We start from the raw sequence: 26475 nt of genomic DNA, 5'->3' as shown, positions 1-26475 counted from the left end.
ACATGGACCGTGATCTACGGAGGTTATGTAACCTATTAATTAATAATGAAATAATACTAATCATCCAAAAACAGCCGTTAGATCTGGAGTTTCACATCCAAATCGGCGGCTGTTTTGATTAGGCGTTTTGTAAGAACGAGTAATGATTCTTATCTGGAATCCTGAATCGTTGCTGTACTGTTGTTGGCGCTCAGGGCGGAAATCGGATCGAAAGGCGGCCCTGTTATTGTACCTACGAGCAGTGCAATATCCACCGCATTGACCGGGCTACCCCATGAATTTCCAGAGAAGACCATAACAGCCTGGTCATTAACAAATCCTCTCGTATTATAAACAACATTGCTAATAACTTCCCCAGTTGTATTAGGGTTAAAGTAGGCTGGCTGACGTAGGGAATAAAAAATATTATTTTGTACAAGCAAGCCGGTCATATTACCGATCTGGGTCACGAGACCTCGATTGACAACCCAACCTGAAGAAGGGCCAGCTTGAGGAGGACCGAATATCGTATTATTTATTACGGTATGATTGGTTCCGCCTAATTGAATAAATTCAACAGCATAAGGGTTATCACTCGTGATCGTTAATCCGTCTACAGTTACTCCGCTTCCAATGATGGTGAAAGGGATAACAGCAGCTTGTAACAGGATGATTGTACTAGGATAGCCTTTTAGAGTTATTCCTGCTTTATTAATGGTAATGTTTGCAGTGATTGGGTATGTGCCACCAAGAATATGAACGGTTCCTGTTGGAGATACCGCGGTTACACCTTGTTGAATCGTTCCAAAAGGACTGGCCTGTGTTCCGTCGCCGCCAACTGCGCCTTGCAAAACATATACATCAAAGGGATTGGGCTGGACTGTGCCCGTGGCCCCGGTTGCCCCGGTTGCCCCCGTGGTGCCAGTAACACCTGTCGCTCCAGTTGCTCCAGCGAGGCCAGTTGCTCCAGTGGCGCCTGTATCGCCCGTAGCCCCTGTCGCACCTGTAGCTCCGGTAGCGCCCTCTGGACCGCCAGATGGTCCTGTGTCACCCGTGGCACCTGTGGTTCCTGTCGCGCCTGTGACTCCGGTAAGTCCAGTGGAGCCGGTAATGCCTGTAGCCCCGGTAGGACCTGTCGCGCCAGTGTCACCCGTCGCCCCTGTAATTCCGGTAGCGCCTGTTGTTCCCGTAGCCCCGGTGAATCCTGTGGCACCTGTGGAGCCAGTGCTACCTGTCGTCCCCGTAGCTCCATTAAAATTCTCGCTGCCAAATAATTCGGAATAAACGAGTCGGTGAGCAGCAACCAAAGAGCCGGTACTGTTTTTCCCCCAAAAAGAAGCCAAAATGTCCTCAGGAGTTGCTCCTGTAACTGTAATAACGTATTCGAAGCTGTTAAGATCGGCAAAATAAGTTCGTGTAGCTACTGCACCGGGTAAGATTGTGAATTGCTCACTTACGTATAAAGCTCTGGTTGTAATTAATGAATATCCTTGAATGAGTATAGTTGCGGCGTTCACGGCACTCTGATTTTCAACTTTAATGGAAACGATCTGAGTTGGCCTTACCCCATTTACGAGGCTATTATCAATGGGGCCAGTTAGCAGGATTGCGAAGTTTCTCACTCCTTTTCTCAAAAATCGAAATTAAGTGTGCCTCACACTGATGTATGTTTATTCGAAGACAGGGAAAAGTTCCCTACTTTCTCAGAATCAAATGTATAAAAGGTAATAATTAAAAAAGAGGATGATATGATGACTCTGATATGAAAATGCTTTCAAATAAATTTGAAATAAAAATGATTGACAGTGCCGATCTGAGCGGGTTTAATTATATAGACCGATTGTTATAATTATTTGAAGGAAGTGGCTTTCGTTGAGTGAAAAGTCTAATGCTAGAGAGTCTATTGTCAGCACAGCAGCGAGACTGTTTTTTTCACAAGGATATCATGCGACCGGTCTGAATCAGATCATCAAAGAGAGTAGTACGCCGAAAGGGTCGTTGTATCATTATTTCCCGCAAGGCAAGGAAGAGCTCGCGCACGAGTGTATTCAAAAAGCCAATGAACATATCCTGCTGACATTTGAGAAAACATTTGCAGCCCATGACAATACGGGGGACGCCATTCAGAGATTTATTCATGATTTGGCTCATGAAACAGAAGCAGCCGGGTTTACCGGATTTCTGCCATTCAGCTTCTGGGCAGCGGTGGAGACATCGTGTATTAGTCAGCAGTTGCGTATTGCATGTCAGGGTGTATTTGCAGATTGGCAGGATGTCATTAAGAAACATCTGATTCTGGATGGTGTTGGTGAAGAGAAGGCGCGGGAGACGGCACTTCTGATCATTTCATTGATGGAGGGAGCACTGATTATCAGCCTGACGAATCAGGATAAACAGCCACTGCTGACGGCTGCTGATTATTTGTCGGTTGTGACGAAGAACGCCAAACAGGTTCAATAATTTATACCAAGAGACAGAGAAAAAGAAAGTTCGATACGTTTGAGGAGGATGGGATCGTGGAGGTTTCCATGAAGGCTGATTCTGCACAGAATCAACAAGAAACAAAGCAATACAAGGTATTTCCGATTTTGTTCGCGATGCTGCTGAGCGGCTTTATTGGTCTGTTTGGAGAAACGGCATTAAACGTGGCATTGACGCCACTTATGGCTCTACTGGAAGTAGGTCCTACAACGATTCAATGGTTAACTACAGGTTACTTGCTTGTGTTGGGAATCCTGGTACCGGTATCCGGTATGCTGTTGCAGTGGTTTACCACAAGACAGCTGTTTACAACATCTTTGATTTTCTCGATTGCAGGAACATTTGTTGCTGCACTTGCACCTAGTTTCGAAATTCTATTGGTGGCACGGGTACTACAGGCAATAGGTACAGCGCTATTGTTGCCACTGATGTTTAACACCATATTGGTTATTTTCCCGATTGAAAAACGTGGAGCGGCCATGGGATTGATCGGTTTGGTTATCATGTTTGCGCCAGCAAGTGGTCCGAGTATCTCCGGTCTGATCCTGGCTAATCTGAGCTGGCATTGGATCTTCTGGATCTCCTTGCCGTTCTTCCTGATCTCACTGGTATGCGGCTTGTTGTTCTTGCCGAATATTTCGAAATTGACCAAGCCCAAAATTGACATACTGTCCATTATCCTTTCTACCCTTGGTTTTGGTGGTATCGTATACGGCTTCAGTAGTGCAGGGGGACACGGGGAAACTGGCGGAGGCTGGACGAGTCCGGTCGTTGTTGCCACTCTCGTTATTGGTGTGTTGTCCTTACTGTTATTCAGTATCCGTCAGTTGAGAATGAAACAGCCAATGATGGATCTGCGAGCGTTCAAATATCCGATGTTTACGATTGGCTTGATCCTGATATTCATCTGTATGATGATGATGCTGTCATCCATGCTGATCCTGCCAATGTATCTGCAACAAGGTATGGCCGTTACAGCGTTAACTGCCGGACTGGTTCTATTGCCGGGCAGTTTGCTGAATGGTTTACTGTCTCCGGTCATGGGCCGACTGTTTGACAAGTTCGGTCCGAAGTGGCTTGTGATTATTGGTCTGGCTATCGTAACGGTTGTACTCTTCATGTACACTGGAATTACACCAACAACGACACTGGCCAAAATTATTACGCTGCATGTGTTCATGATGGTTGGAATCTCGATGATTATGATGCCTGCACAGACGAATGGTCTGAACCAATTGCCACGTGAGTATTATCCTCACGGTACTGCCATCATGAATACGTTGCAACAGGTATCCGGAGCGATCGGTACGGCTGTTGCGGTAAGTATACTGAGCGCAGGACAATCCCGCTTTTTGAGCGGAGTGGCGAACCCGGAAAGTCCTGAGAATCAACTGGCAGGTTTCACGTCAGGTGTACAGAATGCGTTTGTATTCGCATTAGTGCTGTCGATTATCGGTCTGATTGCTTCACTCTTTGTGAAACGGGTCAAAGTTGGAGCTCAAGCTGGAAAACAAGGTCCTATGCATTAATCCATTAACTAACATGAATAATTGATATTGTATAAGAGCGATGTGACCCTTAACTCTAAGGACGCATCGCTTTTTTGCGTAAAATTTATTCTATCTTTTTTGGTGTTGACGTGAAACGGGTTACAGCCATTAGAGTAACAATGTAGACGGAATACGGCGATTTAAAGAATGAATTTCAGAGCAAATACTTCATGTTCCGGCAAAATTGTATATGTTCATACTAATATAAAAGGGTAATATAGAATGTATTAGTACAATTTTTAATCAATTCGAAAACGGTTTATATTTTATTTTTAATCAAGGAGACATCATTATGATCATCATTAATCCCATTGGCGATAACATTGAAAAGATGCTGTTGCACTACGAAAAAAACGGCCATCTCACTCTACAGGCTTCGCTTATCAGTAATCGCTCGGTTGTATATAGATTGCAAGACTATTGTCTCAAGGTATATGCTTCACGTGCAAGATTGGATGGGGAGATGGAAAGTGAGGCACTTAGGGCATTGCAGAGTAATCCTTATGCACCCAAATTGTATGCGTATTCACCAGGTGAGTACACCCTGACAGAGTGGATTGAAGCATTCAAACTGAAAGAGTACCGTGTGACATATGGACACATTCCTCCCAACTTGATATACGATATGTTTACGACGGAACTTCAGCAGATTCATGCTGGATATTGGGACTGGGATGTCATCCGATATGAGAATTTGCTCTGGACCAAGACAGGTGAAGTGAAGAGAACGAACTTTTGGTTGTGTGAGCCTGTGAACTCCAGACGTGAGAGCTTATATAACCAGATCATTCGAAGAATTGATAACATCTACAATGGCGATCGAACCGAAATGGAGGCGATGGAACAGTACTTTTATCGTCACCAGTTGACTTCATTAGAGATCAAACAAGCTTTCAGCGATTTCAGGTCCCAACGGCCAAGACTGGCGATAGCGCAATAAATCTCATGCTTAAAACCCCAAAGATATTAGAGAATCTTTGGGGTTTCTTTCATGATATAACATAGCCTTACTTTAGCAGGGTGTACGTTACTTCTTCACCAGGGCCAATATCTCATCCGCAACGAGGTCAGGGCGATATTGATGGATGTAGTGATCGGTATCTTTAATGGTTACCTGTTTAGATTCATCTGACCAAGATTTGAATTCTAATTGGGATTTATCCCATTCGGGTTCACTTGCACCAAGGTAATCAGCCGTCAGTATGGTGAGTGGAAATGGTAAGGTTTGCTTGTGATCTACAACCACTTTGGCATTGGCAGCTATTTCACGTAATTCATCCAACGTGTTCACATTACCATAGTTGTGCAACAGCGCTGTTGTATCCAATTTTTTCAGATCATCGGGTACAAGTTTCAGTTCATTACGATTGGCATTGGAGGTTTCGACAACCAAGTCAGATTGCATCGAGAGGCGGAATAGTCCGGTTTGGATACGTAATTTATTCGCAAAACCACCAATTGTGTCTGCCAAAGTGTCATCGTCATTCGAATAATATTCGGGGCTTCCGCCATCAATCATGACGATACCCTTGACGAGATCCGGGTATTTTTGTGCGAAACGGATGGTTTCCAGCGAGCCGAGTGAATGTCCAACTAATACATAAGGTGGCTTCTGTCCAGATACCTGCAACAACTCGTGTAATTCTTCAGCTACGGTCTCGACATCACGTTTCTTATCGGTCTGATCGCTGTATCCATACCCAAATCGGTCATACACAGCGAATTTTGTGTTGGGAGCAAGCTTTTCATATAATGGATAATAATCTACATAGGGATTAGCGGTCCCCCAGCCGGAGGCGAGCACTACCGTTACATCGCCTTCTCCTCCAGTATATAGATGCATATTGTCACCATGTACGTTGTACAGTTTTCCAGGGGGTACGAGTATTTTGGCATCCTGCCTTAAACCCACTTGTTGGTAAATCACACCAGTACCTAGAAGCAACAGAATTACCGCCAGGTCGAATATCAAAAATTTAACTAATCTTTTGCGCCATTTCTTCATGTTCTCTCACATACTCTCCATGTATTTTCTCTATCATATATGCCCAATCTTATACGAGAGAAAACAGAGACTTAATTCTATCTTAATTAACCGAAAATTGTATATCAACGGCCAATGAATTAAGATATAGCTACGATATGAATAGTTCTTATCCAAATATTGAACCTAGATTGATTATATAGAACAGAAGGTATGTATAATGACAAAATACGAAAATCAGCTCCCGACATCGGCAGGCATGAACTTCAAGTCCCTGATCAGTATATTGAGAGATTCCATGCGTGGCAATGTCGAGCGGAGGCCATCTGGCACGATGCCTATGGAGAAATGTGAACCTGCTGAAGCCTTCAGTGCATCCGATAATCCACAGGTTACATGGTTCGGACATTCGGCTTTTTTACTCGAAATTGAAGGGCATAGGTTACTCTTTGATCCGATGCTGGGCAATCGTCCATCTCCCGTATCCTGGGTGGGTACCAAACGTTATAGCACGAATCTACCGATTCAACCGGAAGATTTCCCAACGCTGGATGCAATCATTATATCGCATGACCATTATGATCATCTGGATTATGATTCCATTCGCAGATTGAAGGATAAAACAAAGCGATTTATCGTACCGCTTGGCGTCCGTCGTCGACTGATTCAACTGGGTGTGCCATCAGAACAGATTACCGAGCACAACTGGTGGGATGAGTTATCGTTCAAAGGTCTAACATTGGCTTGCACGCCAGCTCGCCATTTCTCGGGCAGAGGATTATTCGACCGTAATTCTACCTTATGGTGTTCGTGGGTCATCGCTGGACAACATACAAAGGTGTTCTTTAGTGGGGACAGCGGATATGGTCCTCATTTCAAGGAAATTGGCAGTAAATACGGTCCATTTGACCTCACCTTGATGGAATGTGGGCAATATGACGAGCGGTGGTCCAACATTCACATGATGCCGGAAGAAACGGTGCAAGCGCATTTGGATGTAGGGGGTAAGTTGCTCATCCCGATTCATTGGGCCGCATTCACGCTCGCCTATCATGCTTGGAATGAACCGGTTGAACGGATTACGAAGGCTGCACATGCTTTGAACGTAAAGATTGCAACTCCCAAAATCGGCGAGAAGGTTGTTCTTCATACGGAGGATTATCCTACACATCCATGGTGGAGACCGGAACTAGGATAAAAATAAAAGCGTTCAGCTCATCGAATGAGTGGACGCTTTTTCTATTGCATTTTACATCAGGATTGATAGTGCACTGTAAATTAACAACATACCCATGACGATATTAACAGGACGCTCGTATCTTAATAGAAAGCTCTGGAATAACATGCCACCAAACGCCCAGGTCATATTGGCACTAATACCGATGAAGGTGAGCAGCAAGGAAAATACAATTAAATGAACATGGGACTGCCCAAGAGGCAGAACAAACACGGATATGGCAGTAAGCCCATACAGAATGACTTTGGGATTGATGAATTGCAGGGTGAACCCAAATAGAAATGAATAATGATTGACCTTGTTTTCTTGCCCATCTGCAGGTTTACTTCGCATGATTTTGAGCGCCAGATAGAGCATATACACACATCCTAACACGTTTAAGACGGGTGTGATCCTGGGAATATATTGATGAAGAATAAGGTTGAAATAACTGGACAGAAACATAATTAGCAGGCAGCCGGCTGCAACTCCACTAATAAACGGAAGGGTCTTGCGGAAACCCTGATTTCTGGCATGCGTCATGGAAATGATGTTGTTGGGTCCAGGTGTAAATGAAGCGATGATTGCATAGGTCACTAAAGGTATAATGTTCATGGTTCCTCCACGTTTTCTTAGTTGTATGATATAATGACCTGAAATGTACGTTATAGCGTACGGTCTCTATTATTGTACAACATGTGCGTTATGTAGCACAACATAATTATAAAATGAGGAGGATGGACTTTGAAAAACATTAATAGTATTCTTGCTCAGAACCTGAAACAGCTTAGGGAACAAAGAAAACTCAGTCTGGACAAGGTCGCCGAAATGTCTGGTATTAGCAAGACCATGCTTGGTCAGATTGAACGTGGTGAATCCAATCCATCCATTGCAACCGTATGGAAGATTGCTAATGGCCTGAAAACTTCCTTCACTGCTTTGATTCACGAGCCGAAGTCAGATACGACCGTTGTAACGGGGGATGAAATCCAAGTATTGATGGAGGATGAGGGAAAGGTTCGGATTTATCCGCATTTTCCTTTTGAAGAAGGACGCCGCTTTGAAATGTACATGATGGAGATGGATGTGGATTCTTCTTTAAGTGCTGAACCGCATATCGAAGGTACGGAAGAATTTATTACAGTCTTTGAAGGGGAAGTTACGATTCGGGTAGGGACGGAAGAATATATGGTGAACCAAGGGGAGTCGATACGTTTCCGAGCAGACAGGCCCCATGCCTATATTAATCCCGGTGCTAAGACGAACAGATTAAACATGGTTATTCATTATTCGAAGTGAAATGCAAAGATCCAACTGTGAATGTAACGAACGATGAACGAATGGATGCATTCATTATTCGAAGTGACAATAAAGCAGCCTGATGTAATGAACTGCAACTCCCTTGTTAGTCATGTCTCACAAAGGGTTCAGTTCAATACATTGGCTGCTTTATTGATGTGTGCACTATGGAGTCCAACGCCTATGATAGGACTCTAACTTATGGCTTTTCTTTGGCCTGACGCTGGATTTCCTTGGCTGTTAAAGCTTTATCATATACTTTTACATTATCCAAGCTGCCTTTGTAGAACGGATCAGACGTATAACGACTCTTGCCCACATAAGCTTCCGTTACCTGCAGATCTTTCGGGTTAAAGGTGATCTCAGAGCTGCTTGCAACAGATGCGCCATTCACATATAGAGTGCCCACATCACCCTGAAGGGTTACAGCCACATGAACCCACTCTTTGGAAGGAAGTGGATTTGCAGCAATCAGGCTCTGATCCCGTCCCTCATTATGAATAGTGAATTGTAGCGCTCCATTATGCTGGGAGGGAGTAAGGAACATATGCCTCGTCAAACCATTTCCAAAGTCGAAAATACGCTGCCAGGACCCGCCACCGTCCCAATTGACCCAGGCGCTATACGTGAAATCCGTTGTATCTGTAATGAGTCCAGGTAACTGAATGTAACTGTCGGTTCCGTTAAATGTGGAAGCCTGATTTTTGCCACCAGTAGTAGAGCTGACCACGTTAAAGGCTTGACCATGATATCCGTTTTTACTGGAATCCTGTGCGACTTTGCCAAGTTTCTTGTGATCAAAACTATACTCCCCAAGCAATGGGCTTACCGCTTGCTGTGGAATGATAACGTTAAACGTTTTGGAGCTTACCGCAGTCCCTTTACGAATCGTTGCGGTTAATTTCACTTTGGCATCGCCCTTACCAGCGCGTGGTCGCTGCACTACACCTGTAGCGGATAGAGCCGACGTGTTGGAGCTTTTCCACGTAATCTCTGCATCACTTGTTCCCTTTGTAGGCAGAGATAGGTTAAAGAACACGTGATCCGTATTACCAATGCTCAGATCCTTTTTCACCGCATCCACAATGTCCTGATCACTCCGCTCAACACCTTGACTTCCCCAGATGGCAATCCCGGAGGATGAGAGCGCGCTAAAGGTCAGAACCGTACTTTGAGATTCCGAGTTCCATTCATGTGTGAAAACGCCTTTGTACACAACGTTATTCGAAGTGATCTGAACCTTGTTGTCTGCACCAAGACTCCATGTTCCTGTCACGGCACCATGAATCTGCCCATCTGCCGTGAACTGAACGGTCTGGGAGGACTTGATGTCCGCCGTGATGTCCTTACCATGATTCACCCATTGGTACTGACCAGCGATATCCTGAGTTGTCAGTGGCGTGGTATCTTCTCCCAAAGCCGCATAGCGATACGGAGAAACAACGGGCCAACCATCTGCATTCATATGCATCTCATGTACGCGAACTTCATGTTCTTCGCCACGCCCCGGAAAGCGAGTATGGAAGATGAGAAATTGTTTGCCAGTCTCCGGATCAACATAAGCAGAGTTATGTCCTGGCGATACATAGCCGCTACCTAGGCCTGTGCCCGGATCACCGATCTGTCTCTCGAACAGGAAGTTCCCCATCAATTTGACTCCAAAAGGCTCAATAGAACGATCATCAAACAACGGCTTATCCTTGTCCGCTTTAACGTTGATCATATCGTTTCCTTCCGCATCGAGGAAAGGCCCATCCGGTGATTGGGAGCGAGCAACACGAATGTTGTATCCACCATCAGCACCTAGTCCACCGTAAGACAGGTACAGATAATAATAATCGGTTTCTGGACTGTAGAGCATATAAGGGGCTTCAATACGACTATGATTGCCTCCGGTCAGCTTTTTGCCATAACCTTGATTTGGCAGTGGTTTGCCTGTCGTTGCGTCCATCTCCAGAATGAAAATACCTCCGGAATACGAGCCATACACCATCCATAACTTGCCGTTTTTATCATAGAAGACATCAGGATCAACCACATTGGGATGAATCGTTGCATCGTAAATGGTACCATCCTCACTGATCTGATCCCACATGCCGGATTTCAACAGAATGCCTTGATCCTTATAAGGGCCTTCGATATTGTCTGCGACAGCAATGCCGAGCGCTGATCGCGGGGAGTCCCCTTTACAAGCATTGTAGTACATATAAAATTTGCCGTCCGCGAGCTGAATGACATCTGCCGCCCATAACGTATCCGTCTGCGCCCACTCCAACGCTTCAGCGAATTCCTGGGTTACATTGGGGACAACAGGGTTGTTATCCGTAACGCCGGAGGCGACCAGATCCCAGTTCAAAAAGTCTTTGGACTTAGCTACTTGCAGGTGTGAACCAAAAATATAAAACGTATCATCCACCTTAATGACGGAAGGGTCATGCACAGAAACATTTTTGAATGATGGAGCAGGAGTTGCGATAGGTGTGGTGGAAGTCTGCGAGTTACCCACGGTTGCCCCTGAACCATTTGCGAACACGGAGACCGGCGCCAAAGTTGTTGCAGTAAGTAAAGTGGTGCTTAATACAGAAATGTTAAGTACGCGAACCCAATAACGTTTCATACGTTTCCCCTTTCCTATTCCCCGGAATGAAAAATCAACTGATACTTGGCAGCACACGATAAAAGGTTCGGCAGACCTCCTTTGAGTATTTCATTATATCAAGCGCTTTCATTTGTTATATTATCAATTGATTTATATGTTTGTAAACCATAAATGTAATGTTTAGAAGACTAAAATGAATAAATAAAGAGAGACGGGAAGAGCCGATAAAGCTCATTACACTCAAATAAATCAGTTGTCTTTCTCAAATTAGGATTGAAATGGGGATCGATGATGCGATATTATTACGTTTAAGAAATGTGTTTAACTATCTATCAATCATTTTATATTAATACGAATTAAAAGCGCAAACCGACAATCCCCAACTACATAGGAGGTAAGAACATGGGCACATATCAAAATCAATTAATCGCACAATATACGTTCGAGGATACCGTTCAGATCGGGAAGGACAGCTCCGGTAAGGGACATGATGGTATAGCCAAAGGTGAGATTCTACCTGTGATATCCGAGTTAAAAGGCAGAACGGCGGTGAGTTTCAACGGTGGAGCGAATGGAACTTCTTATCTGCAATTACCCTCGAATCTGCTTCGTGATGTAAGCGATAACACGGGAATTACGATTGCCACTTGGGTGTTTCTGGGCAAGGGGTCTAATGTGTGGGAACGCATTTTTGACTTTGGCAAAGGGGAGAAGGGGCCGTATTTATTTCTGACACGTCAGCTTCTGGGTACGTTATATGCTGGTGATAATCTGGTTGTCCACCCAAGCCGGGGAGTTGTAAGTGGAGAATGGATGCACATTGCACTCTCCGTGGCAGGCAGCCAAGGGGGGACTTTGAGCAGTGCGGGACCAATTGTGTATGTAAATGGGGAGAAGGCCGCAGACGGTTCGATCAGTCAGACGTCGAGCGGCAATTATGCCAAATTGCGCGAATGGTTTGATTCTTTCACCGATCCTGAGAATTATAGCCAGAATTATATTGGACGTTCCCAGTATGCAGCGGATGTGGATTTTGCAGGTTCGTTATCCGACTTCCGAATCTATGGGGCAGCGCTCACCATGGATGAAGTCATTGAAGTGATGTGTGAGTCACTGACCGATGAAGCGATTGTGAAGCTTGCGGCGGACAAGTACTTGTCCTTCCCCAACCGAATCATCACCAAGGATGTATCATTACCTGCAGACTTGCTGGGTGGTAAAGTGTCTGTTGAATGGAGCTCCAGTGCTCCAGAAGTTCTGTCTGAGAACGGAGAGGTTCAGGCAATCACATCGGCACAGGAGGTTACGCTCCGTGCGCTTTTGAACAGAGGTGATCGTAAGATAAGCCAAAGCTTTAACGTGTCTGTTGTGCCAGCGCATCTCCCGCCTTATACGGTGACCATCCATGGAGATCAGAAGGTGGCTGACATCAGTGAAGTCATGTATGGGCTTTTTTACGAGGATATTAACAACGCGGCAGATGGCGGAATCTATGCAGAGCTTGTTCAGAATCGATCATTTGAATCTTTTGCATTTGATACGTACTCGCATGACTCTGGAGAATGTGGTTGTTCGACAGGTCGAAATCGTGAATCTTTGTTTGCCTGGTCAGGTCATACCGAGAAAATGCTCGTACAGCATACGGAGGGATTGAATACACATTTTAACGTGGAAGATCCTGAAGTAAATGCTTATTATGTCACGGTTCAGGATGGGGCAACGATTCGAAATCGTGGATTCTCAGACTCCAACCAGCATTGTGCCATGTCCATCAATCAGGGTGAATCCTATGACTTTACCGTATGGGCAAAAGCAGAATCGGCAGGAACGATCACTGTTCAATTGCAGGATGGAAGTGACACATCCATCAGTGATTCGGTAACGCTGCATGTTGAAGGTGGGAACACATGGAAGAAATACGGTGTGTCTCTGACCGGAACGGAGACTGTACTTGGTCAACTGGCACTTATGTTTGCAGGTGACATCTCTATCGATATGGTGTCCTTGGTCCCTCAGAATGTATGGGGAGCTGACCCGACAGAAGAAGGCATATCGGCTACAGCACATGCCAACTACACAGGTAATCCGAACTATCGATTGAGAAAAGATCTAATCCAGGCACTCGCAGATCTGCATCCGAAGTTCTTGCGTTTTCCGGGAGGATGTATCTCGGAGGGGTCTTTTATCTGGGATAACGTATATGACTGGAAGGATTCTGTGGGTCCGGTTGAGCTCCGCAAAGAGAATTATAATGTCTGGGGTTACATGATGACGATGGGGCTTGGTTATATGGAGTACTTCCAACTGGCGGAAGATCTGAATGCCGCTCCAGTTCCAGTCATGGCTTGCGGTGTGTTGTGTCAGGCACGCTCGGATTATGCTCACCCTGCGGGTGGCGCTTTAAGGGATTATTATATCCGCAACTTTACAGATCTGATTGACTTTGCGCTCAGTACAGACTTTGAACACAACGAATGGGCGGCTGTACGAAGCCAGATGGGACATCCTGAACCGTTTGATCTTCGTTATCTGGGCGTAGGCAATGAGAACTGGGGCACTGAATTTTTTGCCAACTTCGAAGTATTCAAACGTTCAATAGATGAGTACATGAAACAGAACTATCCTGATCATGAGCTGCACATTATCTCGACGGTTGGAGCTCAGGCGGATGATGATGCGTACCAGGAAGGATGGAAATTCCTCAGCGGGAATCTGACCGGGTCAGCTCAGGTTGCTTTTGCAGATGGCACTGAGGTGATTGAGGAGACCGTAACTTGGTATGAGAATCAGGACAATTACATGGACACCATTGCAGATGAGCACTACTACCGCTCCAATGAATATTTGCTGAATAACGTAGATCGGTACAACTACTATGACCGGGCCTATCTTGAAGACGGAAGTATCGATTGGAAAGAAACATCCAAAGTATTTGTGGGAGAATATGCTTCCACGGACAAAAACACGCTGGCAGGAGCGGTCGCAGAAGCTGCGATCATGACTGGATTTGAAAATAACGCGGACGTTGTTCGTTTGGCTGCCTATGCGCCATTGTTCAACAAAGTACTAACGGATGGTACTTACCGCTGGACGCCAGACTGCATCTGGTTTGATGATGAAACAGTATGGTATACACCGAATTATTATGTACAGCAGCTTTTTGCAAAATATGTAGGGGATCAGGTGCTTGAGACTTCATTCTCCACCTATAGCAAAGGCAAACCGTTGAATCTCATTCCTCGTGGAGGCATCGAGATTGCAACAGGTCATGCAGACATCGTGGTGAAACGAGTTACAGTGACGTCCAATGTGGATGGCAGTTTGATGTTTGATGAAGATTTCAGGGAACGTACAGAGCCTAGTGACGCATGGAGACAGATTCCTGGATCGGAAGGATATACGTTAACCGAAGGGAAAGGACTCATTTTGAAGGCACAATCAAGTGGATTAAATGGATTGTATCTGCTAAATGACGAATGGACCAACTACCAAGTTCACGTTGAGGCTGAAAGAATTTCAGGTGAGGATGGTTTTTACATTGGCGTGGGACTGACGGATATCTCACCTGAGAACAAGGATGTCATTGAGTACGCAATCAGTTACGGGGGAAGTGCCACAGCGGTGAAGGTGTATAAACAAGGGATTGAGGGTTACACCTTGGGAGACTATTCATCCAGTTCGGCAGCCGGTAACCTGAGAGCGGCCAACTACGAACCACTCGAGAATGGGACTAATTATACAATTACGGTTAACTATGGTGGGGATACAGGAAAGAATCTGATCTGCTCCTATACAGACGGACGTAATACCAGCAAGGTTCTGGATTACAAGCTGGAAGCTTACAACCGGGAAGTGTTCCACTCTGTTACAAAAGACGCACGGCATGTGTATGTGAAACTGGTCAATGCGGATGGTGTGGATAAATCAACCCGGATTTGCCTTCAGGATCTGAAGGTGGATACTTCAGCCAGGCTGATCACGCTTACTGGAGAAGATCATTTGGTGCATGTGCCGAATGTGAATCAGAAGAATGATGAGAAAGTGGTTCCCCAAGAACAGGAGATCAAGTTGAATGGTGAATCAGTGATCGTTGGTTTGTCAGCTCATTCGGTAAATGTTCTTATTATGGATCTTCTGTAAGCAAAATATATAAATAAAGGCCCCCTTAAGCAGACATCTGTCGTTTGCTTAAGGGGGCCTTTTGCTAGGAAACTTGGTTGGGAAATAAAAAGCAATCACCTGTTCCTCAATAGGATTAACATGTCCTTAGTCCGTATGTTAACCAATGAGGACATGATCCTCTGCGTAACCAATTTTGGATGTACGTTTCTTCTGCGCCAATGCAAAAGCCAGAGTTAGTGGTCCCAATCGTCCTGCAAACATCGTAATAGAGACTATAATTTTACCCGCAACACTCAACTCACTTGTCAGACCCATCGATAGTCCTGTAGTGCTAAAAGCCGAAGTGGCTTCAAACAGAACATCCAGAAAATGATTTTCAAGAATGCCTTCGGATATGGATAACAAAATGGAGATCCCAAGTACAAAGGCAAGGGCACTTAAGACAACAGCGAGTGCGCGCATCACTGTTTCTTCTGCAATTTTACGCTCAAAAGCATGAATTTGTCCGCCGCCTCGAAATGTTTGAATGGTCGCAAGAACAAGAACCACAAAAGTATTGATTTTAATTCCTCCACCTGTTCCGCCGGAAGAAGCCCCAATGAACATTAGAATAATAATGAAAAATTGGGATGTGGCTAACATACTTCCAATGTCAATGGTGTTGAATCCGGAGCTTCGAGGAGCAGTACCCTGAAATAGAGAAGCCCATATACGTTCACCGAAAGATAAATCAGCGAACGTAGCAGGATTCCAACTCTCGATTAAGAAGATGGTGATGAATCCGAACAAGTATAGAGAAAAACTACCGATTAATACTATCTTTGAATGCAAGGAGAGCTTTCTCCATGAACGTTTGCGGAATACATCCACAACCACAATATAACCCAAGCCGCCAATGATAAAGAGCGTAATGACCGTAAGATTAACAATCGGGTCACCAACAAATGGGGTAAGGCTATCACTCCAAAGAGAGAAACCCGCATTATTGAAGGCAGAGATGGAATGGAATATGGCGTAATAGAAAGCTTGTCCCCATCCCAAATCGCTCTGCCAGCGCAATGTAAGAACCACTGTAGCCAGCGCTTCAAAAGCAAAGGCTATAAGTACAATATACATGGATAGCTTAACCAGACCTTGAGCTGAGGAGGTATTGGTGGCTTGTTGAATAAGAAGCCTCTGTTTCAAGCCAATCCGTTTCCCCAGAATAATGGCTACCATTACACCTAGTGTCATGAACCCTAGTCCACCAACCTGAATCAAAATCATGATAATGACCTGTCCGAATGTTGAAAAGACACTCCCTGTATCCAAGACAATCAGCCCATTTACACATATAGCAGAGGTTGCTGTGAACAAGGCATCAAGTAAACCGATGGATGTCCCGGTACTAGAAGATAGCGGCAGTGCAAGCAATAAGGCCCCGATCCAGATGAGAGCGAAGAAGATGATCATGATAAGTTGAGGAGGGCTCATATTGTTTTTCAGCTTGTTTACAATCAATTCAATGTTATGTAGAACTGAAGTTTCCGGTGTTCGTTTATTTCTTTTGTTCATAGTCACTCTCCAGATTCCGAATGTTTTCATTACTTCCAATTAACAAGAGCATATCTCCTGAATGGACTCTGTCTTCTGCCATTGGAGATATATTAAGACTATTTCCAGTTTTGATGGCAATCACGGTACAGCCGTAGTTTGCGCGAACGTTCAGTTCTAACAGCGTCTTCTGATTCATACTTTCGGGAGCTTTGATCTCGACCAGATTGTAATCTGAAGACAATTCAATGGAATCAATGATGTTGTCTGAGCTAAGCTGATTCCCCAGCCTTGTGGCCATGTCACGTTCAGGATAAACGATCTGATCAGCACCAATCTTGCTAAGCACACTGCCATGGTTATCATTTTTGGCTTTGGCTGTTACTTTGGGTACATTAAGTTCTTTCAATAACAGAGTGGTCAGTATACTTGCTTGCAGATCTTCGCCGATTGCAACAATGGCGTGTGAAAAGTTGCTTGCTCCAAGCTCGATAAGGACTGATTTGTCAGTGCAATCTGCCTGCACCGCATGGGTAGCTATTGTTGAGATTTCCTGAACAAGAGTTTCGCTCTTGTCTACAGCGAGCACTTCATGCCCGTTTTTAATGAGTGTGTGTGTCAAGCTTGAACCGAATCGTCCAAGGCCAAGAACCATAAACTGTTTTTTCATAATATCCCTCATTGTCATAAAATAAATAATGGTTTCCTCTACATCTTAGTAGGTAAATATTACATTACGTATACAGGATTGCAAGGTTTCATCCCGTAGTTAGCAAACCTTTGTCCAAAATGTCTATGTCTATGCATATCTCCAAAAGAGTTCATTTTAATGGCTTAAGAATAGAATTGCAACAAATTAATTCCAAAATGAAAAATGGTGCGCTCCCATAAGGAGAGGCACCATTTTTGGGGGTCTGATTATCTGCGTTTTAATAACAGAACTCCACTGATTGCTGACGTTTTCTGGCGGTAGACCACTTTGAATCGAATATCATTGTCCAGCAAACAGTTTAATGCATTAATCAGTAATGCGCCGGGAACCAGTGTGAATGTACACGGAGCTGTGTTGCCAATCACACGTACACTTTGGATTCTGCGCGCAGAACCAGGGACAAGCGGATTTCTTGACCAATAGATTAACACCAGATCCGGTTGTCGAACAGCATTGACAGGAGCCATACTAATCATCTCTTTTCTATTAAAGGTTCTTAATAGTAGATGAAAAGTGGAGGAAAGGGTGTTAGACGGAAGTCATGCTGTTCAATAAATAGACTCTACTTATTCGTAGAGTGTTGTTTCGATGGCAACTTGTCCCCTGGCGTTCCCTTGCCGTTGTTTTTATTGTGACGCGCTTTTTCGGCATTTTCGTTAACTTTCTTCACAAAATCTTGAGTGCTTTCCATTTAAAATTACAGCTCCTTCCACAAGCAAAATGTGTATTCCCGATTGTTAATATAACCACTGGAAAGTGATTTTATTTTGGGGACATCGCTAAATTTAATTTGGATTCCACATTCCTAGGTTAGTTGGGACATACTGGACATGGGAAGTGTAGCCGTCTAAACTAGATAGACCAGACATAATAAGAAGGGATGCGCCTATCCAAACCATGTTGCAGAAATTCGGGTTTACACAATATGAAAGTCAGGTATACGAGGCTATATTTGCCCAGGATGAACCGCTTGATGCCACGTCGATTGTTAATTACTCCAACGTTCCCAAAGCCAAAATCTATGAAGTACTTAATCGCCTGATCGACAAGGGAACGGTGCTGACCACGATGGATGGGAAGAAAAAACTATATATGGCTGTGGATCTTCAGTCTATTATTCATAAGATCAAGGCTGATTTTGAGAAAGATATTGAGGAACTGAAGAGTTACAAAATCAAACGTACATTTACCGATGAACATATCTGGACATTAAAAGATGAGTCATCCATCGCATCGAATATCGAACAGCTTATTGAGGAAGCAGATTCATCGATTCTTTTTCTGGCCTGGAATGAGCGAATGGAGAAATATCGTGAACTGCTGGAGCAGAAGGAAAAGCAGGGCGTGTACGTTGAAGTGTTAGCCGTTGGGGGAATGGAGACATCCTTAAACCGGATATACTCGTTGATTCCATTGCTTGATGCGCCAGAACCTTCACAGCTGCTTATTGTGGATCATGCATACCTGCTGTTTGCCGGTGTGGAGCACGATTCATGGCGAGCGATCAAGACCATGTCCAAACCGATTGTCAAAGCGATGACCGATTATTTCTACCATGATGTTGCCCTTACTCAAATTACCAAAAAATACGGTGACCAACTGTTACAGGATGCTGAAATCGAGAAACTGCTCACCAGATTAATCTATTAAAACTATTCTCTTGGAGGATAGTTTTTTTGTTATATCTTTGTTTGAAAACAATCATGAAAATAACTGTTGAAACTTTCATTCTTATGGGTTACTATCGTAGTTGTAACTTTTTGAGGAGGATTCAACATGAATAAGAAAGTATATGTGCTTGCTATCGCAGCATTTGTGGTCGGAACCGTTGAACTGATTTTGGGCGGAATTCTGGACCTGATTGCTACGGATCTTCATCTTTCCCTGGCGAAAGCCGGGTATTTAATCTCTATTTTCTCACTTGTCTATGCGTTGTCTGCGCCGATTTTATTAAATATGACGGCCAGATTCGAGCGTAAAAAAGTATATATGTGTACGTTATTTGTTTTTCTGATCAGTAACCTGATCTCTGCATTCAGTTCCAGCTTTTATATGCTGATGGCGGGCAGAGCACTCGGAGCCGCCACAGGCTCACTTATTTTTGTGCTCTCCCTGACCCTTGCAGCTCGCATTGTGGAACCACAATATAAAGGACGCGCCGTGGGGATTATTACGATGGGAGGCAGTGCATCACTTATCCTGGGTGTACCACTTGGTATCTTTGTGGGCAACTTGGCTGGCTGGCGTGAGGTGTTTATGTTGATCGCTATTCTCACAGCAGTGGTCATGGTAGCCATTTGGATTGCGATGGATCGTGTGCAGCCTATTCCTGCCGTATCCCTGAAGAAACAGCTTACAGCTCTGTGGAATCCGAAAATGTTGGCAATCCATGCTACGACTTTGCTTGTTCTCGCGGGTCATTTGACGTTATACGCATATTTCACACCGTTTCTGCAAGAAACGCTGGGTGCCAGCGCCACGATGGTTACCTTTATCTATATGATGTTTGGGATCGCCGCTGTTGCAGGTGGAGGTATAGGTGGCATGTTATCTGATCGTCTGCACCCTGCTAAAGCGATAGTCATTGTGCTGATTCCCTTTATCGTGAGTATGGCTGTCATTCCGTTCAGTGTTCAATTGCCTTTGATTGCCTTCTTGATACTATTAAGCATCTGGAGTGCACTGAGCTGGACCGTTACGCCTGTACAGAATAGTCTCATTATCAAAACGTCGCCGGAAACCGCCGAAACACTAATCAGCACCAACTCAGGTATTGCACATGCAGGTATTGCACTGGGTACTTATATCGGCGGCATGGTGATTGATCACTCATCGATTCTGAACACCGGATGGGTTGGTTCTGTGCTGATTTTGCTTGGTTTGGTGTCTGCCATCTATGCCATTAGCGTTAAGGAAAAAACCGTTCAAGCGGTTGCTTAGAATAGAGAAATTAGACAAAAAGCTTAAACCTCTGCTTGCCCATAGTCTAATGGGTGTAGAGGTTTTTTTGCTGTTTCGCTAGAGTACGCGTCAGTAGAATAAACCATTTTCATATCGAGCAAAACTTGCTTTATTCATGGTAATCTATATAATTAAAAGAGTTTTAAAAAGTGTTTTTAGAGAGATTGAGCTTTAACTTATTTATAGATAGAAGATGGGAAGTGCTTACTAAATGATGACTGAAAAAGAGAAATCTCAATTAGGGCTTTTATATAATGCCAATTATGATCAAGAGTTAATTGAAGAGCGTTTACATGCCAAAGGACTTTGTTACGATTATAACCAGCTTCATCCAGCCAAGATCAATGAAAGAGAAGCGTTAATCAAGAAACTGCTGGGGAAAACGACGGATCGTTTCCTGATTGAACAGCCATTTGTATGTGATTACGGCTATAATATTGAAATTGGTGAGAACTTCTATAGCAATCATAATATTATCATGCTGGATGGAGGGAAAATCAGTTTTGGAGATAACGTTTTTGTTGCTCCCAATTGTGGATTTTATACCGCAGGCCACCCTTATGATGTTGAGCAGCGCAATGAAGGTCTGGAGATCGTTGGACCCATCACGGTGGGCAATAATGTGTGGATCGGTGGCGGTGTGACGGTTCTTGCCGGAGTGACGATTGGAGATAATACGATCATCGGCGCAGGGAGTGTAGTGACCAAGAGTATACCGTCTAGGGTCATTGCTGCGGGTAATCCTTGCAGGGTCCTTCGCAAGATAACGGAAGAAGACAAAACAAAGTACAGCAGGGATGTAGTGAAGAACACATAGTAAATAAATAGTGAAGAATAAATAGTGAACAATGTGATAGTAGCTAATGAGAATGCCCGATGCGTAACATCGGGTGTTTCTTTTTGGAAATAAAAATAAAATCCCCCAGACAGAAAACATGCCAAGGTATCGTATAACCGACACTTTTTCTGTCTGGGGGATAGAAGAATGGTTCTGTTACATTTGCTTAAAGAACCTTAACGCTGCAGACTTTTCCCGTTACTGCTGATCACTTCTTTGTACCAATGGAAGGATTTCTTGCGATAACGTTCGAGTGTTCCTGATCCATCGTCATGACGATCCACATAGATATAGCCATAACGTTTTTTCAATTGGGCAGAAGACGCACTGACAACATCAATACAACCCCAGGATGTATAACCCATAATTTCAACGCCATCTTCAATAGCTTCACCAACCTGAACCAGATGATCATTCAGATACTGGATTCGGTAGTCATCTTCAACTGTTTTCTCACCGTCCGCACCTGTGATCAATTCATCAACAGCACCAAGACCATTTTCTACAATAAACAGTGGTTTTTGATAGCGGTCATAGAACATGTTAAGCACATAACGCAATCCTTGCGGGTCAATCTGCCATCCCCATTCACTTGCTGGCAGATAAGGGTTAGGTACACCCCCAAGAAGGTTACCTTCACCTGCGATTTGCTTCTCCGGGTCTGCTGTTTGACAGATACTCATGTAATAACTGAAAGAGATAAAGTCTACCGTATTCAGCAACATTTCCTCGTCGCCAGCTTCCATCTGAATCTCGATTCCATTTTCACGGAAGTAACGTTTCATATAACCAGGGTAGCGACCTCTTACGTGTACATCGCCGAAGAAATAGTTGCTATGTTCGAATTCCATGACTTTAATCATATCGTCCGGATTTGGTGTCAGCGGGTAGGTAGGCATACTGAGCATCATACAACCAATCTGTGCCGTAGGAATGATCTCATGACAGAGCTTCACAGCGGAAGCACTGGCTACAAACTCATGATGGATCGCCTGATAGAGATCTTGCTTGCTAAGCTTTTCCTTAGGCGTGTAGATGCCTCCACTCATGAAGGGTGCTTCAAGAATCGAATTGATTTCGTTAAAGGTAAGCCAGTATTTTACTTTGTTTTTATAACGTTTAAATACGGCAGTTACATAACGCTCATAGAATCCAACCATTTTCCGGTTAACCCAGCCGTCGTATTCTTTGGAAAGGTGAAGAGGTGTCTCATAGTGGGAAAGCGTAACCAGTGGTTCGATCCCGTATTTGTGACACTCGTCAAACAGATCGTCGTAGAACTGCAATCCTTCTTCATTTGGCTCCAGCTCGTCCCCTTTTGGGAAAATCCGGGACCAGGCAATGGAAGTACGGAATACCTTGAAGCCCATCTCGGCAAACAGTTTCACATCTTCCTTGTAGCGATGATACAAATCGATACCGATTAGTTTCATGTTATCTTCGGTTGGCTCTTCCGTGATTGGCCCCATGATGCCTTTGGGAGCTACATCCTGAGTAGATAATCCTTTGCCGCCTTGATTGTATGCACCTTCAGCCTGGTTGGCTGCAATTGCGCCACCCCACAGGAAATTTTCCGGGAATTGATAGGTGTGATTTTGAGAGTTACTCATGTGTATCGCTCCATTCATCAAATTATATTAAGATGATTCATATATGACATAAAAAAAGCTTAAACGTTGTAACGGGTTACACGTCAAGTTTTACTTTTGACCCAGATCTGAGGCATACTATTATTCTATAGTTCGTTAGCAAGAAGGGAGTCTCCGATGTCCAAGTTTGATGAAATTATGAAGCGGTCCGGTTACTCAAAAGCGACAGTGTCACGCGTGATTAATCATTCTCCGCATGTTAGTGATGAAGCAAGACAGATCATAACGGATATTATGAAACAGTTGAATTATATTCCCAACCGGAATGCGGTATCGTTATCTACAGGGCAGACAAAGCAGATTGGAATTGTGACCTCTACCACAGGTGAGATCATTCTTACATTCATGAATCAATTCATTGATACAGCCATGGATTTTGGGTTTCAGACGATTATCTATACATCCCGTGGAGATCCGGAGATTGAATTGCAGGCGTTCGAAGATCTGCGCAGTAAACGAGTCGATGGGCTAGTTATTATTGCTTGTGTCAATGATCCTCGGAAATTAAAGGCTTATATGGAATACGGTCCGATTGTCTCCTGGCAGCGAATGGGGAATGACGAGATTCCGTCTGTTGCGATGGATCAGGCAGAAGGGTATAAGTTAGCTCTGGAGCATCTGGTATCAAGAGGATACACCCGAATTGCGAATGCATTTGGCAGGGCTGAAAGTTTGAATACCCAGAGCCGCCGAGAAGCCTATGAATCTTTCATGAAGAGCAGAGGGTTGCATGTGTGGACTGAAGCATATCAATATTCCGTATTTAGCTCCTCCGATGGCGAAGAAGCGATGGGAAGAATGGCTGAGGGGCCAGAACTTCCACAGGCCGTATTATGTTCGAATGATTATGCAGCCATCGGCATTCTTAGTGAAGCACGCAGACGGAATATTCAGGTACCGGAACAACTCGCCATTGTAGGGTTTGATGATATCGAGCTTTCCCGTGTTCTTGGAATCACGACCATACACAATCCGATTGCGGAGCAAGCTACCCAGGCTTTCCATCAATTGTGGGCCGTATTGGGTAAAATGGAGTTGCAGACCGAACAGCTGACATACCAGCTGATTGAGCGTGAGACGACTTGAATCCATAAGACCTGATGTTGGAATCTGTTTTTATGGATTCAATAATTATTCAAATTTGAAGCATCTTCGAGTCGAACTCATACGTTATACTGAAGATGAGCTTCAGAACGACATATCTGTACGGAGATGTGGCGTGAGGTTTTTTTGTATCATGTTACAAGTTACATATTTCACAAACGATTAGCTGAAAGGTGAGAATGGACTTTATGAAAACAGTGACAGGCCGATTCAGAATTGCGGGCATATGGGAGGGGGTATCCTTACTTCTATTGATTTTTATTGCTATGCCTCTGAAATATTTTGCAGATATCTCTTCCGCTGTAGCCGTAATGGGCATGATTCATGGTATTTTATTTCCTTTGTACCTTATTGCCCTAGTGCACTTGGCTCTGGTCAAAAAGTGGAAGATAACGCGCTGGTTAATGGGTGGACTCGCCGGTTTTTTGCCGTTTGGAACTTTTGTATTTGAATCTTATCTTCGGAAGAGAAATTGGAAATAAAGATCAATAAGAATAAATGAAAGCAGGCGACTAATTCAGATGTTATCCGAATTGTCGCCTGTTACTTTCTGTACAAGTACTACTTTACTGTACCTTGCTGACGATCGGACAGCAGGCTTACTCCAATATCGCCAGAGGCATTTGACACAGGTGCATACGCCGAGAAGGAAGTAACAACTACCAGGGCAGTGAACAGAAATACAAATGATTTTTTCATACCATAACCTCTTTCATATGGGGATATATTCCATTTGATTCTAACGCACATAGGTTATACTTGAAAAGAAAAAGTTTAAATGAGCAATCTATTGAATGACTGAAAGGATTGAGCTTCTATGAAAGATTATCATGAGTTAACATCCATAGAAATGGTTGAAGAAGCTATTCAACAACATGAATTGGTTTTTTTGTATGTATCTCGTCCAGAGTGCAGTGTATGTCACGCTTTACTCCCCAAGATCAGGACATTGCTTGAACCCTATCCAACGGTATACTTGGGTCACATTAATGCTAATGAAGTGGAAGAGGTTGCATCCAAGTTTCTTGTTTTCACCGTTCCAACAATGATCATGATTGTGGAGCAGAAGGAATATATTCGAGCAGATCGTTTTGTTCGCTTGGAACGTCTGGAGGAGCAGTTGCAACAGATTCACTCCATGTATGTCCAAGATGAGGAATAGAAAGCTAAATCTTCATGAACGGCGGCTCATACATGAGCCGTTTTTTTGCGCCCGCAGTGGCCTATAGCTATGAATAAAGTACATGATGCCTGAACTCGCAAATTAAAGTGTTGCCATGAAAACGGTTTTATGATAATTTAAACATTATAAAAACGTTTTTATAGTAAAGGAACAAAACTTATGGCAAAGATAACGATTAAAGATGTAGCAAGGGAAGCGGGCGTATCCATATCTACGGTCTCCAACGCCTTAAATGGTGTGGATGTCTTGAACCCGGAGACAAAATCACATGTTCTTAAGGTGGCAGAACGTTTAAATTATGTGCCCAATCTGAATGGCAAGCTGTTGAAGTCCGGTCAAACCAAAATGCTCGGTTTTTTCACTACAAGTGTATCGGGTCCGTATTTCTATAAGCTGGTTGAGTCAATGTCTCGCGAATGTGATCGTCTTGGGTATGGTTTGAATGTATTTGTGACCAAGGATAAACACGTTATTATGAGTAATATTTTGGGTCGGCGGGTGGATGGTGTCATTATCTACGAAGAGCTTCGGATCGATGAGCAAGATATTATCGCCATGGAGAAAGACAAGATCAAGGCGGTTTTTCTGGATCGGGTCTATCAGAGTGATACGATGGGAAGTGTCATTTTTGACTCGTATGTGGCGGCTTATGAAGCTACCAAGTATTTAATTGGGCTGGGGCACAAGAAAATTGCTTATATTTCGGGCGTGGACACAATGTTTGACAGTGTGCAGCGTAGAGACGGCTATCTGGCTGCTTTGCGTGAATACCAGCTTCCAATCGATGAAGATTACATTATACAAGGGTATTTTGAGGAGGAGAGCACGTATAGTGCGATAAAATCTTTTCTTCATTTACACCCCGGCAAGCGGCCTGATGCATTTCTTGCAGGGAATGACTTGAGTGCAATTGGCTGTATGCATGCGTTGAAGTCTGAGGGTTTTGAAGTACCTCAAGATGTTAGTGTCGTGGGTTTTGACGATATTGATATCGCACAGTATTTTTCTCCACCGCTCACAACGGTAAGAAATCAAATTGCAAGACAGGGCATCCTGGCCATCAATCAACTGGTGGGTATGATCAAGGAGAAAGAACAAGGGGCTGCACAGAAATTGGCGGGTGAGCTGGTGGTGAGAGGTTCAAGCCATGTGAAGATCGACCGGAAAGACTACCGTATATAAGTTGATTCAGCTCCTTCTCCGGTCTTTTTTTACATAAATATAAACAAAGGGGTTTTTTATGTCGAAAAATAAAAACGTTTTTA

At 44.0% G+C, this 26475-nt stretch carries 23 protein-coding genes; 13 read left to right on the top strand and 10 right to left on the bottom strand.

From position 1 onward, the window contains the following. Nucleotides 1-149: 149 nt before the first annotated feature. Nucleotides 150-1601: a right-handed parallel beta-helix repeat-containing protein gene (locus tag AC6CIF_RS19635; RefSeq protein ID WP_498201238.1), complete on the bottom strand. Its 1452-nt coding sequence runs from the start codon at nucleotides 1599-1601 to the stop codon at nucleotides 150-152. A 250-nt stretch (nucleotides 1602-1851) separates the two neighbouring features. On the opposite strand from AC6CIF_RS19635, the gene AC6CIF_RS19630 reads away from it, so the two are divergent. From AC6CIF_RS19630 to AC6CIF_RS19620, 3 genes are all read left to right on the top strand, one after another. Further along, nucleotides 1852-2439 carry a TetR/AcrR family transcriptional regulator gene (locus AC6CIF_RS19630; RefSeq protein ID WP_221819514.1) on the top strand — a complete coding sequence of 196 codons (588 nt, stop codon included), beginning with the start codon at nucleotides 1852-1854 and terminating at the stop codon, nucleotides 2437-2439. A 68-nt stretch (nucleotides 2440-2507) separates the two neighbouring features. Further along, on the top strand, nucleotides 2508-3989 hold the full coding sequence (locus AC6CIF_RS19625; protein ID WP_498201263.1) for a DHA2 family efflux MFS transporter permease subunit: 1482 nt from the start codon (nucleotides 2508-2510) through the stop codon (nucleotides 3987-3989). Between the two features lie 313 nt (nucleotides 3990-4302). After that, nucleotides 4303-4950 carry a hypothetical protein gene (locus AC6CIF_RS19620; protein WP_498201237.1) on the top strand — a complete coding sequence of 216 codons (648 nt, stop codon included), beginning with the start codon at nucleotides 4303-4305 and terminating at the stop codon, nucleotides 4948-4950. Nucleotides 4951-5037: 87 nt separating this feature from the next. On the opposite strand, the gene AC6CIF_RS19615 is transcribed toward AC6CIF_RS19620, so the two are convergent. After that, complete coding sequence (locus AC6CIF_RS19615) at nucleotides 5038-6015, bottom strand: alpha/beta fold hydrolase (RefSeq protein ID WP_498201236.1); 978 nt, start codon at nucleotides 6013-6015, stop codon at nucleotides 5038-5040. Nucleotides 6016-6214: 199 nt separating this feature from the next. Here AC6CIF_RS19615 and AC6CIF_RS19610 point away from each other — a divergent pair, with 199 nt between their 5' ends. Further along, nucleotides 6215-7192 (top strand): MBL fold metallo-hydrolase, encoded by a 978-nt coding sequence (locus tag AC6CIF_RS19610; protein WP_498201235.1) that lies wholly within the window; start codon nucleotides 6215-6217, stop codon nucleotides 7190-7192. 51 nt (nucleotides 7193-7243) lie between these two features. Here the strand turns inward: AC6CIF_RS19610 and AC6CIF_RS19605 are convergent, their stop codons facing one another. Further along, entirely contained in the window at nucleotides 7244-7825 is a 582-nt protein-coding gene (locus AC6CIF_RS19605) for a LysE family transporter (RefSeq protein WP_076211777.1), read from the bottom strand. A gap of 129 nt (nucleotides 7826-7954) precedes the next feature. Here AC6CIF_RS19605 and AC6CIF_RS19600 point away from each other — a divergent pair, with 129 nt between their 5' ends. Then, nucleotides 7955-8509, top strand: coding sequence for a helix-turn-helix domain-containing protein (locus AC6CIF_RS19600; RefSeq protein WP_498201234.1), 555 nt, complete (start codon nucleotides 7955-7957; stop codon nucleotides 8507-8509). Nucleotides 8510-8708: 199 nt separating this feature from the next. Here the strand turns inward: AC6CIF_RS19600 and abnB are convergent, their stop codons facing one another. After that, nucleotides 8709-11126, bottom strand: coding sequence for an arabinan endo-1,5-alpha-L-arabinosidase AbnB (abnB, locus tag AC6CIF_RS19595; protein WP_498201233.1), 2418 nt, complete (start codon nucleotides 11124-11126; stop codon nucleotides 8709-8711). Between the two features lie 384 nt (nucleotides 11127-11510). Between abnB and AC6CIF_RS19590 the strand changes: the two genes are divergently transcribed. Next, the gene (locus AC6CIF_RS19590) at nucleotides 11511-15248 is read left to right on the top strand and encodes an alpha-L-arabinofuranosidase family protein (RefSeq protein ID WP_498201232.1); all 3738 of its coding nucleotides are present in this window, start codon (nucleotides 11511-11513) and stop codon (nucleotides 15246-15248) included. Between the two features lie 138 nt (nucleotides 15249-15386). Here AC6CIF_RS19590 and AC6CIF_RS19585 read toward each other — a convergent pair whose 3' ends face one another. From AC6CIF_RS19585 to AC6CIF_RS19570, 4 genes are all read right to left on the bottom strand, one after another. Beyond that, entirely contained in the window at nucleotides 15387-16784 is a 1398-nt protein-coding gene (locus AC6CIF_RS19585) for a TrkH family potassium uptake protein (RefSeq protein WP_498201231.1), read from the bottom strand. Next, complete coding sequence (locus AC6CIF_RS19580) at nucleotides 16768-17433, bottom strand: potassium channel family protein (RefSeq protein WP_498201230.1); 666 nt, start codon at nucleotides 17431-17433, stop codon at nucleotides 16768-16770. The genes AC6CIF_RS19585 and AC6CIF_RS19580 overlap by 17 nt, the downstream gene beginning before the upstream one ends. A 248-nt stretch (nucleotides 17434-17681) precedes the next feature. Continuing rightward, nucleotides 17682-17942, bottom strand: coding sequence for a hypothetical protein (locus AC6CIF_RS19575; RefSeq protein WP_498201229.1), 261 nt, complete (start codon nucleotides 17940-17942; stop codon nucleotides 17682-17684). A gap of 95 nt (nucleotides 17943-18037) precedes the next feature. Beyond that, the gene (locus tag AC6CIF_RS19570) at nucleotides 18038-18166 is read right to left on the bottom strand and encodes a DUF4023 family protein (RefSeq protein ID WP_047842809.1); all 129 of its coding nucleotides are present in this window, start codon (nucleotides 18164-18166) and stop codon (nucleotides 18038-18040) included. 206 nt (nucleotides 18167-18372) lie between these two features. Between AC6CIF_RS19570 and AC6CIF_RS19565 the strand changes: the two genes are divergently transcribed. The 3 genes from AC6CIF_RS19565 (at nucleotide 18373) to AC6CIF_RS19555 (ending at nucleotide 21253) form a co-directional block, all read left to right on the top strand. Then, a complete protein-coding gene (locus AC6CIF_RS19565; protein WP_036670754.1) occupies nucleotides 18373-19125 on the top strand; it encodes a TrmB family transcriptional regulator in 753 nt (250 codons plus the stop codon). Nucleotides 19126-19251: 126 nt separating this feature from the next. Beyond that, nucleotides 19252-20415, top strand: coding sequence for an MFS transporter (locus AC6CIF_RS19560; RefSeq protein WP_498201228.1), 1164 nt, complete (start codon nucleotides 19252-19254; stop codon nucleotides 20413-20415). A 235-nt stretch (nucleotides 20416-20650) separates the two neighbouring features. Continuing rightward, nucleotides 20651-21253, top strand: a complete 603-nt coding sequence (locus AC6CIF_RS19555) for a sugar O-acetyltransferase (RefSeq protein WP_498201262.1) — start codon at nucleotides 20651-20653, stop codon at nucleotides 21251-21253. A 197-nt stretch (nucleotides 21254-21450) separates the two neighbouring features. Here the strand turns inward: AC6CIF_RS19555 and AC6CIF_RS19550 are convergent, their stop codons facing one another. Continuing rightward, nucleotides 21451-22884, bottom strand: a complete 1434-nt coding sequence (locus tag AC6CIF_RS19550; protein WP_076211795.1) for a glycoside hydrolase family 1 protein — start codon at nucleotides 22882-22884, stop codon at nucleotides 21451-21453. A 156-nt stretch (nucleotides 22885-23040) separates the two neighbouring features. On the opposite strand from AC6CIF_RS19550, the gene AC6CIF_RS19545 reads away from it, so the two are divergent. Both AC6CIF_RS19545 and AC6CIF_RS19540 read left to right on the top strand, forming a co-directional pair. Then, the gene (locus tag AC6CIF_RS19545; RefSeq protein WP_498201227.1) at nucleotides 23041-24009 is read left to right on the top strand and encodes a LacI family DNA-binding transcriptional regulator; all 969 of its coding nucleotides are present in this window, start codon (nucleotides 23041-23043) and stop codon (nucleotides 24007-24009) included. Between the two features lie 206 nt (nucleotides 24010-24215). After that, nucleotides 24216-24509 carry a DUF3817 domain-containing protein gene (locus AC6CIF_RS19540; protein WP_498201226.1) on the top strand — a complete coding sequence of 98 codons (294 nt, stop codon included), beginning with the start codon at nucleotides 24216-24218 and terminating at the stop codon, nucleotides 24507-24509. A 79-nt stretch (nucleotides 24510-24588) separates the two neighbouring features. Here the strand turns inward: AC6CIF_RS19540 and AC6CIF_RS19535 are convergent, their stop codons facing one another. Continuing rightward, the gene (locus tag AC6CIF_RS19535) at nucleotides 24589-24726 is read right to left on the bottom strand and encodes a hypothetical protein (protein ID WP_221819496.1); all 138 of its coding nucleotides are present in this window, start codon (nucleotides 24724-24726) and stop codon (nucleotides 24589-24591) included. 118 nt (nucleotides 24727-24844) lie between these two features. Here AC6CIF_RS19535 and AC6CIF_RS19530 point away from each other — a divergent pair, with 118 nt between their 5' ends. Then, on the top strand, nucleotides 24845-25189 hold the full coding sequence (locus AC6CIF_RS19530; protein WP_498201225.1) for a thioredoxin family protein: 345 nt from the start codon (nucleotides 24845-24847) through the stop codon (nucleotides 25187-25189). 180 nt (nucleotides 25190-25369) lie between these two features. Beyond that, nucleotides 25370-26392, top strand: coding sequence for a LacI family DNA-binding transcriptional regulator (locus tag AC6CIF_RS19525; protein ID WP_498201224.1), 1023 nt, complete (start codon nucleotides 25370-25372; stop codon nucleotides 26390-26392). The last annotated feature ends 83 nt before the right edge of the window (nucleotides 26393-26475 follow it).

Source organism: Paenibacillus sp. GQ49 (assembly GCF_059759055.1).
Note: the sequence above shows the minus strand (reverse complement) of the source record. Positions and strands in the feature narration are given on the sequence as shown.